Raw genomic sequence first — 14,915 nt, 5'->3', positions numbered from 1 at the left:
GGGGCTGCCTACTGCTGGGCGCTCCGAGCCCCGCGGGGGCGGCGCACCACCGTCACGGGCAGGCCACCTGGTCGCCCGTCACCGTGCCGAACTCGCCGGCGTCCCGCTCCTCGGCGCGTACCCGCCGCACCGTCTCGAAGTCCGCGCCCGCCGTCACCCGCATCGTGGCCCCCTGCCCCCGCACCGGCCTCAGCTCGGCCCCGGGCAGTGCGGCCGCCAGTGACCTCGCGGACCGGTCCCAGCGCGGGTCGTAGCTGATCAGGGTGCGCTTGAGGGCGTGCAACTCACCGTTGAGCGGGGCGCGGGTGGTGTCGAAGCCGGTGGCGCGCAGCGCGGCGTCGACCGTCTTGCCGAGGCCGTCCTTCGGAGTCCCGTTGTAGACCTGGACCCGGACCTGCCGGGGGGCGACGTCGACCGTCTGCGCCTTCGGCTCCTTGGGCCGCGCGGGGGCGAGCGGCTTGTCCTCGCGCAGTGCCCGGAAGAGCTTCTTCGACTTGGCCTCGTCCCATCTGACCGTCGAGCCGATGCCCTTCACCGGGTAGGAGGCGTTCCCCACCGGTACGGAGGCGAACTCGGACGAGGCCGGGGAGAAGCCGCGCATCGCCTGGGCGAGCTCCAGCAGCTGCTCCGTACCGAACCCCTTGTCGGCCCGGACCGAGCTCAGCATCGTCGAGGCGACGTCCCGGAACTTCACCGGGTTCAGCAGCACACCGCTGCTGGTCGCCCGCGCGATCAGCGACGCGAGGAACTTCTGCTGGCGCTGCATCCGGCCCAGGTCGGCGGCCCCGTCGATGTGCCGGGAGCGTACGTACTGGAGGGCCTGCCCGCCGTCCAGCTCATGGGTGCCCGCGGCGAGATCGAGACCGGTGTACGAGTCCTTCAGCGGCCGGGTCGTGCAGATCTGCACGCCGCCCAGGGTGTCCACGGTCTTCATGAAGCTGGTGAAGTCGACCTCCAGGTAGTGGTCGACCTTGACGCCCGTCATGTGCTCGACGGTCCGCACGGTCAGATTCGGCCCGCCCTCGGCATAGGCCGCGTTCAGCTTCAGCGGGTGCGCGGAGTGCTTCACACCGGTGTTCCGGTCGGTGTGCTCGGGGATTTCGGCGTAGCTGTCGCGGGGCAGCGAGACGATGCTCGCGCGCTTCTTGTCCGCCGACAGATGCACCAGCATGACCGTGTCGGTGCAGTGGCACGGTGCACCGCCCAGCCGGAACTTCTGCTTCTCCTCCGGGGTGATCCGGTCGCGGCCGTCGGTGCCCACGAGCAGCAGGTTCGTGCCGGTCCCGGCGCGTGGCCGGTTCTTCATGTCCTTGAACGGATCGATCCGGTCGATCCCGGTCTCCAGATTGGTCACCACCGCGTGACCGACGCCGCCGGCCCCCAGCACCAGCACGGAGAGGCCGGTCGCCATCCGCATGCCCCAGCGTGGGCGCTCGTCCTGCTTTCTGGGCCTGCGCCGGGGCGGAACCGCACGGGAACGCGAGGGACTGGGGGAGCGGTGGGGTGTGGGCACGGGGGAGACCTCCGCGGTGCGAGGGGACCGTTCGCACAGTAGGTCCATACGATCAAAGGCCCGGTGCGCGACCCGGCGGGGCGCCCCGGCGTCCCCCATTCGCGGTAACGTGGCGGCCGAATAACGCCGCCCGGTGGGGTGCGAACCCCCGGCGCCACCCGAGGACCACCCGAGGACCACCATGCCTGCCGCGCAGTACCCCGCCGTCTCCGTGATCATGCCGGTGCTCGACGAGGAACGTCACCTCAGGAACTCCGTCCGGCACATCCTGGAGCAGGAGTACGCGGGTGAGATGGAGGTGGTCATCGCGCTGGGCCCCTCCACGGACCGCACCGACGAGATCGCCGCGGAACTGGTGCGCGAGGACCCCCGGGTCCACACCGTTCCCAATCCGACCGGCCGTACCCCGGCCGCCCTCAACGCCGCGATCAAGGCATCCCGTCACCCCATAGTGGTGCGGGTCGACGGACACGGCATGCTCTCGCCGAACTACATCGCGACCGCCGTCCGCCTCCTGGAGGAGACCGGCGCGCAGAACGTGGGCGGCATCATGCACGCCGAGGGCGAGAACGCCTGGGAGGACGCCGTCGCCGCGGCCATGACGTCGAAGATCGGCGTCGGCAACGCGGCCTTCCACACCGGGGGCCAGGCCGGCCCGGCGGAGACCGTCTACCTCGGCGTCTTCCGCCGCGAGGCGCTGGAGAAGGCGGACGGCTACAACGTGGAGTTCATCCGCGCCCAGGACTGGGAGCTGAACTTCCGGATCCGCGAGGCGGGCGGCCTGATCTGGTTCTCGCCCGAGCTGAAGGTGCAGTACCGGCCGCGCCCCTCCGTGCGGGCGCTGGCCAAGCAGTACAAGGACTACGGCCGCTGGCGCCACGTCGTCGCCCGCTACCACTCCGGCTCGATCAACCTGCGCTACCTGGCGCCGCCCACCGCCGTCTGCGCGATCGCGGCGGGCATCGTGGTCGGCGCGGCCGTCACCCCGTGGGCGTTCGTCGTCCCCGCCGGGTACGTCGCGGCGATCGTCGCCGGGTCCGTACCGGCGGGCAAGGGCCTGTCGCTGAAGGCGCGGGCCCAGATCCCGGTGGCCCTCGCGACCATGCACATGTCGTGGGGGTACGGCTTCCTGACCAGCCCCCGCTCGCTCGCGAAGAAGGTCATCGCGAGCCGCCGCCCGGCCGTCACCGTGTGACACCCGACGAAACCGCGGGGGCCTTCCGATGTGCCGGAAGGCCCCCGCGGTGCGTTGTGCGCGGCGCGCTACCAGCCGAAGCCGGGCTGGATGTCCATGCAGGCCGAGTCGTCGTCGCCGTTGAGCGCCCGTGCGCTGTCCGGGGTCTTCTCCTCGGCGGAGGGCGCGTGGTAGTCGCCGTCCTCGCGCCAGTCGGCCCCCACGGTCAGCGTGATGCCGGAGACGTCGGTCGACTTCTTCACCGCCGTCAGCGGGATGCCGAGCGCCTTGGCGACCGCCTGGGCGTTGCCCTCCATGTCCACGGTGGGGAAGAGGATCCCGGTCCGCTTCGCCGGCTCGGTGTTCTGCGAGTCGATCGTGGTCTGGCTGTAGCCCTTCCCGGCCAGCAGGTCCTTGACCGCCGTCGCCCGGCCCTTGACCGGGTAGTCGACTTCGGTACGCGTTCCGTTGCGGACGGTCACCGGGATCTCGGCGGGGGACGCGGTGGGCTTCTTGGCGGCGGCCGGTTTCTTGCGCTTGGCCGCCTTGCCGTCGAGCGGGATGTCGTCGCGGACCATCTGGAAGAGCTGGTCGGCGTCGCCGGGCTTGGGGAGCACCCGCTCCTTGAGCGTGCCCGTCCCGTAGACGTTCGGCATCGTCGTCATGGTGATGCGCTTGGTGGGCACCTTCTTGAGTTCCTCAGCGAGGTCGTAGAGCTTGTTGACCGAGCCGAGGCCGTTGTCGCCCTTGTCGACCGTCAGCGCGTTCGTCGCCGCCTCGGCGAGGTCCATCAGCTTGCCCGGGTCGGTGAGCTTGGTGCCCTTGCGCAGCTCACGGACCATCGAGTTCATGTACATGTGCTGGGCGTGGGTACGGCCGAGGTCGGTGCCGTCCTCGAAGCCGTAGCGGGTGCGCAGCCACTGGAGGGCCTGCTTGCCCTTGATCTTCGTGGTGCCCTCCTCCAGCTTCAGCCCGGAGCCCTTGCCGGTGCTGGTGTGCGAGTAGACGTTGCCCTTGACGCAGACCGGGACGCCGCCGATCGCGTCCGCCATCGAGATCACACCGGAGAAGTCGATCATCATGAAGTGGTCGATGGTGATGCCGGTGAGCTCGTACCAGGTGGCCACCGTGCAACCGGGACCGCCGCGGCCGAGCGTCGTGTTGGTCATCGCAAGATTGGTGGTCGCGGGGTAGACGTGCTTCGTCTTCGGGTCGGTGCACTTCGGGATCTTCAGCATCGTGTCGCGCGGCATGCTGATCACCGACATGTTGCTGCGGTCGGCGGAGAGGTGGAGCAGCATCTGCACATCGGCCAGGGGCGGTGCACCGAAGGTGTCCTTGGCCCCGCCGAGCTTCTGGTTCTCCTTGGAGTCCCGCGCGTCCGAGCCTATGAGCAGGATGTTCATCGGGGTCTGACCGGCGGCGTTGGCCTTGTGATCGGCCATCTTCTTGTCGCCGAGGGTCAGATCGGCCTTCTTGAGATTGCCGTTCAGGTGCTCGATGTAGAGGTAACCGGCGCCGGCGCCGCCGATTATGAGCAGCGCGGTCACCGACGCGACCCAGCGCAGCACCCGGCGTTTGCCCTTCTTGCCGTGCCGCTTCGGGCCACCGCGCCGGTGCCCGCCCTCCGCCGGGGCGGCCCGGCGGCCACCTCCGCCGGAGCCCGGCTCCTCTTCCGGCGCCTCCGTGTGGAGACCGCCGTCCCGGCCGGGTCGACCGGCCTGCCGGACGCGTGGCCGCGTCCCTTCCCCGGGCGTACCGCTCCGTGCCACCAGGACCCCCCTGCTGCTCAGACTCGTGGTTCCGCGCAGTGACCCGGTGTCACTTGGCGCACTCTGCCTTGTCGGCGTTTGCTTGCTGGATGTCGTCCGGCACCTTCGCCGGCCCGGTGATGGGTGTGCCCGCGCCCTTGAAGTCGTCCCCCAACGTCAGCACCATCGCCTGGAGCCCTTCGGCGTCCGTGGTGCCCTGCTTCATGGCCGAGCCGGGCAGGCCCATCATGGCGGCCAGGGCGCGGGCCTGGTCCGCCTGGTTCGGCGCGTACTCCAGCGTCGTCTTCTTGACCTTCGCCGGGGCGTTCGCCTTGTTCGTGGACTTGAGTACGCCCTGCTCGTTCTGCAGCCAGACGACCGTCGTCTGCGCGGCACCGGGGACCTTGCCGCCGTTGTACACATCGACGCGTACGTCGCCCGCGGCGGCCTTGGAGCCCTTGAGGAGCGCGTCCTGCTTGCTCTTCGCGGCCTTCTTCTTCGACTTCACCTCGGTCAGTGAGGTGTCGTCGCGCATCATCGCGAACAGCGCGTCGGCCTTGGGCGTGTTCAGTACGACGGTGACCGGTGTCTTCTCGGCCGGGTTGTCGAGCACCGGCACCGTGGTGAAGGTGATGTTCTTCGTGTTGACCTTGCCGAGCTCCTGGGCCAGCGAGGCCAGCTTGGTCCCCGTGCCGATGCCGGTGTCGACGGTGAGTGCCTTGGTCGCCGCGTCCGCCAGCTTGTAGAGCTTGGTCGGGCTGGTCAGGGTGGAGTCGGACTGCATCTGCCGGATCATCGAGGCGATGAACTGCTGCTGGATCTTGATCCGGTCCAGGTCGCCGTGGTTGCCGAAGCTGTGCCGGGTCCGTACGAACGCCAGGGCGTCCTCGCCCTGGATGCGGTGCTCACCTGCCGGCAGGTCCAGGTGCGAGTCCGGGTCCTTGACCGGCTTGGCCAGGCAGACCTCGACCCCGCCGACCGCGGTGGACAGCTCCTTCACCGCGTTGAAGTCCACCATCATGAAGTGGTCGACCTTCAGGCCGGTGATCTCCTTGACCGTTTCCATGGTGCAGCCGGCGTTACGGCCCTCCTGGCCGAGGCTCTGGTTGAAGCGGACGTTCGGCGTACCCGGGATGACCTTGTCCGAGCCGTCCGGCTGCCTGGTCTCGCAGTCCGGGATGTCGGTGATCAGGTCGCGCGGGATGCTCAGCGCCGTCGCGTTGGTGCGGTCCTCGGAGACGTGGAAGAGGATGTTGGTGTCGGCGTGGCCCACGCTGCCCTTGTCGCCGTAGCCCTCGTTGCCCTTGCCGGTGCGCTTGTCGGTGCCGATGATCAGGATGTTGATCGGGGCGTCGTTGTCGAAGACGTTCTTGTTGCCGGCCCCGCCCACGTCGACCGTGTTCAGGTTGCCGTTGAAGTGCTGGTACAGCGCGTACCCGCCCACCGACAGGCCGACGAGCACGAAGGCCATCGTGCCGCCCGTCCACAGCAGCGCCTTCTTGCGGCGGGCCTTGGGGGCCTTGCGGCTGCGGCGGCCCGCCGGACCGGAACTCTCCTGGCCGCGCGTGCCGTTGGCCGAACGGCGGCTGCGCTGCCCCGGCACCTCGGGCTTCGAACCCGTCCCCTGGCCGTCGCGGGCCGGATTCCGGCGCTCGCCCCTGCCGTCGCGGGAGGCGCTTCTGCGTCCGCCGCCACTGTCACGGGCCGACGACCCTCTGCTATTGGGGACACGTGGACCGGAAGTACGGGAAGACTCTCCCGAATCCCCTCCGGAATGATTCAGTCGCAGTTCGTAATCGCCGGTTTGCGGGTTGAGTACCCACTGGTCTGCGGGGTCGATTCCGTCCGCCCGCCCACGGCTTTGCGCATCCACGGTTGCTTGAGTCCTCCGTCGGTGCCACGCGAGGCGCCTCCCCCGATCAGGCGCTCGATCTTTCGCTCCAGAAGTGCGCGGCCAGGAGGCCGGCAGCACCGGATCGCGTCACACTATCGGCCCAGTTCGTCGTCGAGCGACGTGCGTGACAAATTCCACGGTCCTTACAACTGGTCATACTGCTCATTACACGCCGATCACCGGCTTCTGTTTGGGAATTGCTTTACTGCTTGCACAGGTCCGCCGCCGCGTTGTTGCCCGAATAAGTCGGTGTGGGAGTGGGGCCGGAAGCATCCGGGGTATCGGCCGCGGCATTGTTTTTCCCGTTGTTCTTCTCGTCGTCATGCTTGAGCCGGTCCGCCGGGACCACGGCGACCGGATCGTCGTCGCGCAGTCGCTTGAAAAGCCGGTTGGCGTCGGGCTGTACGAGTTCGTCCCGGTTCCGGTTGGCGGCGTACGGCTGCCGGGGCACCGTCAGGAACTGCACCTTGTCGGTCGGTACGTTGCGCATGCCGCGTACCAGTTCGTACAGGTCCTTGAGGCTGTCCAGTCCGGGATCGGTGGTCAGCGCCTTGGTGGCCGCGTCCAGCACCGGGTAGAGGCGGGTCGGGTTGAGCAGGACGCCGTCGCTCTGCACCTTGTTCACCAGCGCGCCCAGGAACTGCTGCTGGCGATCCATCCGTTCGGTGTCGCTGCCGTTGCCGATCGACTTCCGGGCCCGTACGTACCCCAGCGCCTGCTCGCCGTTGAGCGTCTGGCGCCCGGCTGGGAGCTTCAGATGGGCGTCGGGGTCGTCGACCGGCTTCTTCAGGCAGACCTCGACCCCGTCCACGGCATCCACCATGTCCTTGAAGCCGTTGAAGTCGACGACCATGTGGTGGTCGATCCGGATGCCGGTCATCTTCTCGACCGTACGGATCGTGCAGGCGGTGCCACCGAACTCGAAGGCCCAGTTGAACTGGGCGAATTGCTTCTTCGTGGTCGTGCCGTCCGCCCGGTGGCAGACCGGGATCCACACCATCAGGTCGCGCGGCAGGGACATCGCGGTGGCGCTCTTCCGGTCCGCCGCGAGGTGGAGCAGGATCGTGGTGTCCGATCGCTGGCTGCCGCCGTCGTCACGGCCGTACTTGCGGTTGTCGCCGGCCCGGCTGTCCGAGCCGATGAGCAGGATGTTCTCCGCGTCGCGCACCACGGAGGCGGGCCGCTCCCGCTCGTACACCTTGAGTTCGGCGGCCGCGGAGGTGTCGGTCCTGATATTGCCGTCGAGCTTCCTGTACAGCCACCAGCCGACGCCCGCCGCGACCAGGACGACGAACGAGGCGCCGAGCGCGGTCCAGCGCAGCCAGTGGCGCCGGTGACCGGCCGCGGAGGCGCCGGATCCGTCCTCGGAGCGCGATCCGGTTCCGTCCGCCGCCGAGTCGTCGGAGTCGTCCGGCGGGCCGGCGCTTTCGCTCACGTCTGCGTCCATCCTTCACGTTCGGCGGCGTGTCTGGCCGCCGGTCGCAGAAGTAGACGGCTGAACCTCACGCTTGGTTGTGTCTCCGGTGGTCAGTACCGCCGATCATGTACCGGAGTTGACGCGAAGCCCCCGAGGACTCGGCCCGGCTTGAGCCGGACGAGTGGTCCTCAGGGTGCTTGTCATACCGCGCTGTTGGTGACCCGTTCGCTCTCGACGCGCTTCGCCAGTCCCTCTTCGTCCAGCCGGTCCAGGTGCCGGCACAGGACCACGGAGCCCCCGGTGGCCAGCGGCGCGAAAAGCCCCGCGGCCAGCCCCTCCCAGGTGTCGTACGAACGCCCCGTGAGCAGCCGCGATCCGGCGGTCAGGCCGAGCGCGTCCGCGTCCTCGCGGGCCCGCGCCACCAACTGCGCCGACGTCAGCTCGACGCCGTCCACCGCCAGCGCGGGGGCGTCCGGGTCCACCGGGGCGAACGGCGCGAACCGGTCGCCCTGGCTCGGCACCTCCACCGCGTAGTCCGCGAAACCCTCGGGCGTCCGCGGGAACCTGCCGCCCAGCGGGCGCAGCGCCAGGGCGACCCGCTCGCCGCGGCAGGCCCGAGCGGCCTCCAGCGTGTCCGGGCCGCTGACCACGAGGTCGGCGCCGGCCGGGTCGCCCTGCACATCGGCGATCACGCCGACCGAGGAACAGGCGAGCAGCCAGACCGCGGACTGCCAGTGCGCGGGCAGCAGCAGTGCCAGCCGGTCGCCGGGCTCCGCGGCGAGATCGCCCTGGAGGAGATTGGCGGTCTTGGCCACCCAATTGGCGAAGGTGGCCACCGACAGTTCGACGCGTTCTCCGGTGGCGTCGTCGTAGAAAGTGACCATGGGGCGGGCCGGGTCCGAGGCGAGCGCGGAACGCAGCAGGTCGGCAGGGGTTCGGTCGGTGGCGTTCATCCGCGCAAGATTACGCGGCGGCGGCCGGCCCGGCGGGACGGAGGAGCGGCTGCTGCACCGGATCGGCAGACGGACCGTCAATTGCGCGGATCCGTCCGGGTGGCCGTAGTTGCCGGTGTATGCCCAGGATTATTCGTATGCGTGCCTTCATTGCATCCTCGATCGGTGTCACCTGTGCGGCCGTACTCGTTCTGCCGCTGGCCGTGCCCGCGGGCGCCGCCCCCGACACCAGCACCGTCCCCGCCGAGTCCGCCGAGCCCGTCGACGTGCCGGGCTCGACGCAGTCCCTGCCGATGCGGACCCTGCCGGCGCCGTCCGACGGGTCCACCGGCGATCCCACCCGCGCGACCGCCCCCGAACAGGGGCTGCCCGAGCGCGAGGTCCACCCCTTCTCCATGGTCGGCGTCGTCTGGGACGACGCCGACACCGAACTCCACGGCACCGTCCAGGTCCGCACCCGCGCGACCGACACCGGCAAGTGGTCCGACTGGCAGGACCTGGAGACGCACAACGCCGAGCACTCCGCCGACCCCGGCACCGCCGAGCGCGATTCCGGGACCGTACGGGGCTCCACCGCCCCGCTCTGGGTCGGCGACTCGGACGCCGTCGCGGTCCGGGTACGCCCCGAGGCCCCGGACCCGCAGGACCGGACCGGCTCCGCCGTACCGCTGCCCGGCGGGCTGCGCCTCGAACTCGTCGACCCCGGCGAGGACCCGCAGCAATCCCCCGCGACCGGCGACGGGACCGAGCCGGGCACCCGGGCCGAGCCGGACACCGGCACAGCCGTCGCAGCGGGAGCCCAGGACACCGACGCCGACGCCGCCGCTGACGGACGCACCGCACCCCTCTCCCCGAGCGTGCTCCCCGCCCTGAACAAGGCTCAGTCCGAGGCGCAGGGCGAGGCACAGGCCGGCCTCGCGCCCGGCGCCCGGCCGTACATCGGCCCCCGTCCGCGCATCGTCACCCGCAAGGGCTGGGGCGCCGACGAGAAGCTCAGGGAGAGCAAGTTCGTCTACACGAGCACGGTCAAGGCCACCTTCATCCACCACAGCGCCACGGGCAACAACTACAAGTGCTCCCAGGCACCCTCGGTCCTGCGCGGCATCTACCGCTACCACGTCAAGAGCAGCGGCTGGCGCGACATCGGCTACAACTTCGCCGTCGACAAGTGCGGAAACATCTACGAAGGACGGGCGGGCGGCGTCACCAGGGCCGTCCTGGGAGCGCACACGCTCGGCTTCAACACCAACAGCATGGGCATCGCGGTGCTCGGCACCTTCACCAAGTCCAACCCGCCCGCCGCCGCGGTGAACGCCGTCGCGAAGCTCACCGCCTGGAAGCTCGGACTGTTCGGCGCCGACCCGCGCGGCAAGGCCACCCTCGTCTCGGGCGGCGGGAACAAGTACAAGAAGGGCAAGAAGGTCAAACTCAACGTCATCTCCGGCCACCGGGACGGCTTCGCAACCGATTGCCCCGGAGCGCGTCTCTACAAGAAACTCGGCTCGGCCCGGACCAGCTCCGCCAAGCTCCAGGGCCGCTGAACGGAACGGGAAGCTGCTGCGGACCGCTGCGGGCCGCTGACCGGGGACGGCCGAACCGGTCTGCATACACTGGCCAGCCGAAACCAGGCCAGGCCCCAGCAGGAAGCAGAGTCAGTGCTGTGACAGAGGCAAAAGAAGCGATCCTCCTGGTCGGTGGGAAGGGAACCCGGCTGCGCCCGCTCACGGTGCACACGCCCAAGCCCATGGTTCCGGCAGCGGGCGTTCCGTTCCTCACCCACCAGCTGGCGCGCGCCCGTGCCGCCGGGGTCGAGCACATCGTGCTCGCGACGTCGTACCTGGCAGAGGTCTTCGAACCGTACTTCGGAGACGGCTCGTCGCTCGGCCTGCACATCGAGTACGTCACCGAACGCGAACCGCTCGGCACCGGCGGGGCGATACGCAACGTCGCGTCCCGGCTGGCCTCGGGCCCGGACGACCCGGTGCTCATCTTCAACGGTGACATCCTCACCGGCCTGGACATCCGGGCCCTGGTCGCCTCGCACACCGAATCCGGAGCGGACGTCTCCCTCCACCTCACCCGCGTCGACGACCCGCGCGCCTTCGGCCTCGTGCCGACGGACGGCAGCGGCAGGGTCACCGCCTTCCTGGAGAAGCCCGAGACGCCCGAGGAGATCGTCACCGACCAGATCAACGCGGGGGCGTACATCTTCCGCCGCTCGGTCATCGACACCATCCCGGCCGGCCGTCCGGTCTCCGTCGAGCGCGAGACCTTCCCCGGACTGCTCGCCTCCGGAGCGCACCTCCAGGGCATGGTCGACTCCACGTACTGGCTGGACCTCGGCACCCCGCAGGCCTTCGTACGCGGCTCCGCCGATCTGGTCCTGGGCCGCGCCCCGTCCCCGGCCGTCCCCGGCAGATGCGGCGAGGCGCTCGTGCTGCCGACGGCCTCCGTCGCCGACGACGCCAAGATCAGCGGCGGCACGGTGGTCGCGGAGGGCGCCCTGATCGGCGCGGGAGCCCGGGTCGACGGCTCCGCGGTACTGGCCGGCGCGGTCGTCGAACCAGGGGCCGTGATCAAGGACTCGCTGGTCGGGGCCGGTGCCCGGATCGGCAGCCGTACGGTGCTCACGGGCGCGGTGATCGGGGACCGGGCCCGGGTCGGCGCCGACAACGAACTCCGCGACGGCATCCGCATCTGGTGCGGGGCGGTCCTCCCGGACGCGGCGGTGCGCTTCTCCTCCGACGAATAGACGGTGCGCTTCTCCTCGCGACGCATAGCCCGACGGGCAGCCGGACACCGGCCGCAGCGCTTACCCTCGACAGGCACCCCGACGACCGAGGACCTCACCGTGGCAGGACGATTCGCCCCCCACAGCGCTCCCCGCAGCGCTCCCCGCGCGGCCGTCCCGCACCAGGCGGCGGCACAGGCGGCGACCCCGGCGGCGGACGCGCTGACCCGTGAGTGGACCCCGCCCGGCCCCTTCGACCTGCGCCTGGTCGTCGGCCCCCTGCGCCGCGGCCCCGCCGACCCCACGTACCGGATGACCGGGGACGGCACGGCCTGGCGGGCCAGCCGCACACCCGCCGGCCCCGGCACCCTCCGCCTCACCGCCCGGGGCGGCCGGATCGAGGCGGCGGCCTGGGGCCCCGGCGCACCGTGGCTGCTGGACCGGCTCCCGACGCTGCTCGGCGCGACGGACGACCCGGACGCCTTCCGCCCGCGCCACCGCCTGCTCGCCCTGACCCGGCACCGCCGCCCCGGCCTGCGCCTGCTGCGCACCGGCCTGGTCATGGAGTCGCTGATCCCCTCGATCCTGGAACAGAAGGTCACCACCGACGAGGCCTACCGCGCCTGGCGGCTCCTGGTCCGGAAGTACGGCACCCCGGCGCCCGGCCCAACGGACCACGCCGCGTTCACCGCGCTGGGTCTGCACGTCATGCCCGACGCCCGCACCTGGTCCCTGGTCCCGTCCTGGGAATGGCACCGCGCGGGCGTCGACGCCAAACGCTCGGGCACGATCCTGCGCGCGGTACGTGTGGCCCGCCGCCTGGAGGAGGCGGCGGCCATGGAACTCCCGGAGGCCATGGCCCGCCTGGAGCTGATTCCCGGGATCGGCCCCTGGACCTCGGCCGAGACGCTCCAGCGCTCGAACGGTGCGGCGGACGCGGTCACCGTCGGCGATCTCCACCTCCCCGGCATCGTCGGCCACGCCCTGGCGGGCAACCGGGACGCCGACGACGAGGAGATGCTCGCCCTGCTCGCCCCGTACGAGGGGCAGCGCCACCGGGCGACCCGCCTCATCCTGCTCTCCGGCCACACCCCGGCCCGCCGCGCCCCGCGCATGACCCGGGGCGACATCGCCCGCCTGTAGAACCTGCCGGGCCACGTCCGTGAAGCCCCGCCCCGGCGCACCTCGACGAACCCGCCCGCGCCCCCGCCTCAGCGCACCTCGATGAACCCCTCCGCGTCCCGCCCCGGCCGCGCCGCGGGGTCGGCCGCCGCGCGGCCCACCGCCACCGCACCCAGCGGATCCCAGCTCTCCGGCAACTCCAGCACCTCACGCACCACGGAGCGGCAGAACATCGTCGACGACACCCACGCCGAGCCGAGCCGCTCGCCCGCCAGCGCCACCAGGAAGTTCTGGATGCCGGCCCCCGCCGCGACCACGAACATCTCGCGCTCCGCCGTGTCCCGCCGCTCGTCCCCGTACGTGTGGGAGCCGTCCATCACCAGGCACGGCACCACCAGATACGGCGCCCGGCGCAGCACATCGCCCCGCCGCACCCGCTTGGCGACGGACTCCTCGCTCTTCCCGTCGCGCCGCAGATCCGCGATCCACGCGTCCCGCATCGCGTCGAGCAGCCGGGTCCGCGACTCCTCGGACTCCAGCAGGACGAACCGCCACGGCGTCGTGTGATGCGGCGCGGGCGCCGTCACCGCCGCGGCCACGGCCCGCCGCACCGCCCCCGGGTCCACCGGATCGTCGGTGAACTCGCGGACCGTACGCCGCAGGGTCACCGCCTCCCGCACCGCCTCCGACGTACCGAGCCGGAACATGTCGTCGGCCGCGACCCGCACCATCGCGCGGGCACCACCGGCGTCCGCCGGGTCCACCACATGGCCGAGCCCCCGCACCACCGCGACGGGCAGCCCGTCCGCCTTGCCCTTGACCAGGTCACCGGCCGAGGCCAGCTCGTCGGCGGTGGCGACCACGGTGGCGCTCAGCGGATTGCCGTACGCGTCCGTGCCGCCGCGCAGATCGTCCAGCACCCGGACCCCGGCCGCTCCGATCGCCACATCGGTCAGCCCGTTGCGCCACGGGCGCCCGAACGTGTCCGTGACGACGACCCCGACCTCCACGCCGAGAGTGTCCCGCAGCCCGTCACGGATCGCCCGCGCCGAGGCGTCCGGGTCCTCGGGCAGCAACAGCACCGTCCCGGCGGGGGTGTTCGAGGCGTCGACCCCGGCCGCGGCCATGACCAGACCCTGCCGGTTCTCCACGATCCGCAGCGTGCCGCGCCGCGCCACCACCCGTACCGTCTCGGCGTCGATCGCCGCCTCGCGGTCGGTGGCCTCGACGATCCGGCCCTCCGCCTTGGAGACGATCTTCGAGGTGACCAGCAGGACATCACCGTCGACCAGACCCGGCCCGGTCGCGGCGATCAGCTTCGCCAGGTCGTCCCCGGCCCGCACCTCGGGCATGCCGGGCAGCGCCCAGACCCGGTACGAGGGCGCCTCGCCGGCGCTCACGCCCGTACCTCCTCGGCCAGCGCCAGGGCCTGCCGGGCCATCTCGGCCGTCGCGCCGACATCGGTCATCATCAGCGGCACGGAACGGCAGCGGATGCCCGCGGCCTCCACCTCGCCGACCACCCCGGCGTCCACCGTGTCGACGAGCCAGCCGTCGAGCAGCCCGGAGCCGTAGTGCGTGGCCACGGCCGACGCCGTCGACTCGACGCCCACCGCGGCGAGCACCTTGTCCGCCATGCCGCGCACGGGCGCGTCGCCGACGATGGGGGAGAGGCCGACGACCGGCACCCCGGCCTCGGCGATGGCCTCCCGGATCCCGGGCACGGCGAGGATCGTCCCCACCGACACGACGGGGTTGGACGGCGGGAAGAGGATCACGTCCGCCGCGGCGATGGCCTCCAGCACCCCCGGAGCAGGCTTGGCCTGCTCGGCGCCGACCGGCACGATCGCCTGCGCCTCGACCGAGGCACGCAGCCTCACCCAGTACTCCTGGAAGTGGATCGCCCGGCGCTCGCCGTCCATGTCGACCGCGACATGCGTCTCGACCCGGTCGTCGGACATCGGCAGCAGCCGGACCCCCGGCTTCCAGCGCGCGCAGAGCGCCTCGGTGACGGCGCTCAGCGGATAGCCCGCGCCCAGCATCTGCGTGCGGACGATGTGCGTCGCGAAGTCACGGTCGCCGAGGCCGAACCACTCCGGCCCCACGCCGTACGCCGCGAGCTCCTCCTTGACGTGGAAGCTCTCGTCCGTACGCCCCCAGCCCTGCTCCTCGTTGATGCCACCGCCGAGGGTGTACATCACGGTGTCGAGGTCGGGGCAGACCTTCAGCCCGAACAGATGGATGTCGTCACCGGTGTTGCCGATCACCGTGATGTCCGCGTCGGGCGCGGCCTGCTTGAGGCCACGCAGAAAACGAGCACCACCGATACCGCCGGCCAGAACCACAATGCGCATGCACAGC

The 14,915-nt window shown here is 71.1% G+C and carries 11 protein-coding genes; 4 read left to right on the top strand and 7 right to left on the bottom strand.

All coding sequences use genetic code 11. The annotated features are described in order from the left end of the window. Positions 1-52: 52 nt before the first annotated feature. Positions 53-1,417 (bottom strand): LCP family protein, encoded by a 1,365-nt coding sequence (locus tag ACFYY7_RS18815; RefSeq protein WP_388662739.1) that lies wholly within the window; start codon positions 1,415-1,417, stop codon positions 53-55. 277 nt (positions 1,418-1,694) lie between these two features. Between ACFYY7_RS18815 and ACFYY7_RS18810 the strand changes: the two genes are divergently transcribed. Further along, entirely contained in the window at positions 1,695-2,708 is a 1,014-nt protein-coding gene (locus ACFYY7_RS18810; protein WP_266732434.1) for a glycosyltransferase family 2 protein, read from the top strand. Positions 2,709-2,776: 68 nt separating this feature from the next. Here ACFYY7_RS18810 and ACFYY7_RS18805 read toward each other — a convergent pair whose 3' ends face one another. From ACFYY7_RS18805 to ACFYY7_RS18790, 4 genes are all read right to left on the bottom strand, one after another. After that, entirely contained in the window at positions 2,777-4,459 is a 1,683-nt protein-coding gene (locus tag ACFYY7_RS18805) for an LCP family protein (RefSeq protein ID WP_388662737.1), read from the bottom strand. Between the two features lie 49 nt (positions 4,460-4,508). After that, positions 4,509-6,311 (bottom strand): LCP family protein, encoded by a 1,803-nt coding sequence (locus tag ACFYY7_RS18800; RefSeq protein WP_388662736.1) that lies wholly within the window; start codon positions 6,309-6,311, stop codon positions 4,509-4,511. Positions 6,312-6,534: 223 nt separating this feature from the next. After that, positions 6,535-7,767 (bottom strand): LCP family protein, encoded by a 1,233-nt coding sequence (locus ACFYY7_RS18795; RefSeq protein WP_388662735.1) that lies wholly within the window; start codon positions 7,765-7,767, stop codon positions 6,535-6,537. 182 nt (positions 7,768-7,949) lie between these two features. After that, positions 7,950-8,702: a TIGR03089 family protein gene (locus ACFYY7_RS18790; RefSeq protein WP_388662733.1), complete on the bottom strand. Its 753-nt coding sequence runs from the start codon at positions 8,700-8,702 to the stop codon at positions 7,950-7,952. A 137-nt stretch (positions 8,703-8,839) separates the two neighbouring features. Between ACFYY7_RS18790 and ACFYY7_RS18785 the strand changes: the two genes are divergently transcribed. The 3 genes from ACFYY7_RS18785 to ACFYY7_RS18775 all read left to right on the top strand — a co-directional run bounded on the left by ACFYY7_RS18785 (position 8,840) and on the right by ACFYY7_RS18775 (position 12,576). Continuing rightward, on the top strand, positions 8,840-10,243 hold the full coding sequence (locus ACFYY7_RS18785; RefSeq protein WP_388662731.1) for a peptidoglycan recognition protein: 1,404 nt from the start codon (positions 8,840-8,842) through the stop codon (positions 10,241-10,243). Between the two features lie 119 nt (positions 10,244-10,362). After that, the gene (locus ACFYY7_RS18780) at positions 10,363-11,454 is read left to right on the top strand and encodes a sugar phosphate nucleotidyltransferase (protein WP_388662729.1); all 1,092 of its coding nucleotides are present in this window, start codon (positions 10,363-10,365) and stop codon (positions 11,452-11,454) included. A 99-nt stretch (positions 11,455-11,553) separates the two neighbouring features. Further along, complete coding sequence (locus tag ACFYY7_RS18775; protein ID WP_388662727.1) at positions 11,554-12,576, top strand: DNA-3-methyladenine glycosylase family protein; 1,023 nt, start codon at positions 11,554-11,556, stop codon at positions 12,574-12,576. Positions 12,577-12,644: 68 nt separating this feature from the next. On the opposite strand, the gene ACFYY7_RS18770 is transcribed toward ACFYY7_RS18775, so the two are convergent. Both ACFYY7_RS18770 and cofD read right to left on the bottom strand, forming a co-directional pair. Further along, a complete protein-coding gene (locus ACFYY7_RS18770; protein ID WP_388662725.1) occupies positions 12,645-13,955 on the bottom strand; it encodes a coenzyme F420-0:L-glutamate ligase in 1,311 nt (436 codons plus the stop codon). After that, positions 13,952-14,908, bottom strand: a complete 957-nt coding sequence (cofD, locus tag ACFYY7_RS18765; protein ID WP_388662723.1) for a 2-phospho-L-lactate transferase — start codon at positions 14,906-14,908, stop codon at positions 13,952-13,954. The genes ACFYY7_RS18770 and cofD overlap by 4 nt, the downstream gene beginning before the upstream one ends. Positions 14,909-14,915: the final 7 nt, after the last annotated feature.

Source organism: Streptomyces sp. NPDC001933, from assembly GCF_042890955.1.
In the GTDB taxonomy this organism is placed as follows: Bacteria; Actinomycetota; Actinomycetes; order Streptomycetales; family Streptomycetaceae; genus Streptomyces.
Note: the sequence above shows the minus strand (reverse complement) of the source record. Positions and strands in the feature narration are given on the sequence as shown.

Bases quoted from the DNA above. Each gene is read 5' to 3' on its own strand.
- ACFYY7_RS18815 (WP_388662739.1), bottom strand. From the start codon at position 1,417: ATGCGGATGGCGACCGGCCTCTCCGTGCTGGTGCTGGGGGCCGGCGGC.
- ACFYY7_RS18810 (WP_266732434.1), top strand. From the start codon at position 1,695: ATGCCTGCCGCGCAGTACCCCGCCGTCTCCGTGATCATGCCGGTGCTC.
- ACFYY7_RS18790 (WP_388662733.1), bottom strand. From the start codon at position 8,702: ATGAACGCCACCGACCGAACCCCTGCCGACCTGCTGCGTTCCGCGCTC.
- ACFYY7_RS18785 (WP_388662731.1), top strand. From the start codon at position 8,840: ATGCGTGCCTTCATTGCATCCTCGATCGGTGTCACCTGTGCGGCCGTA.
- cofD (WP_388662723.1), bottom strand. From the start codon at position 14,908: ATGCGCATTGTGGTTCTGGCCGGCGGTATCGGTGGTGCTCGTTTTCTG.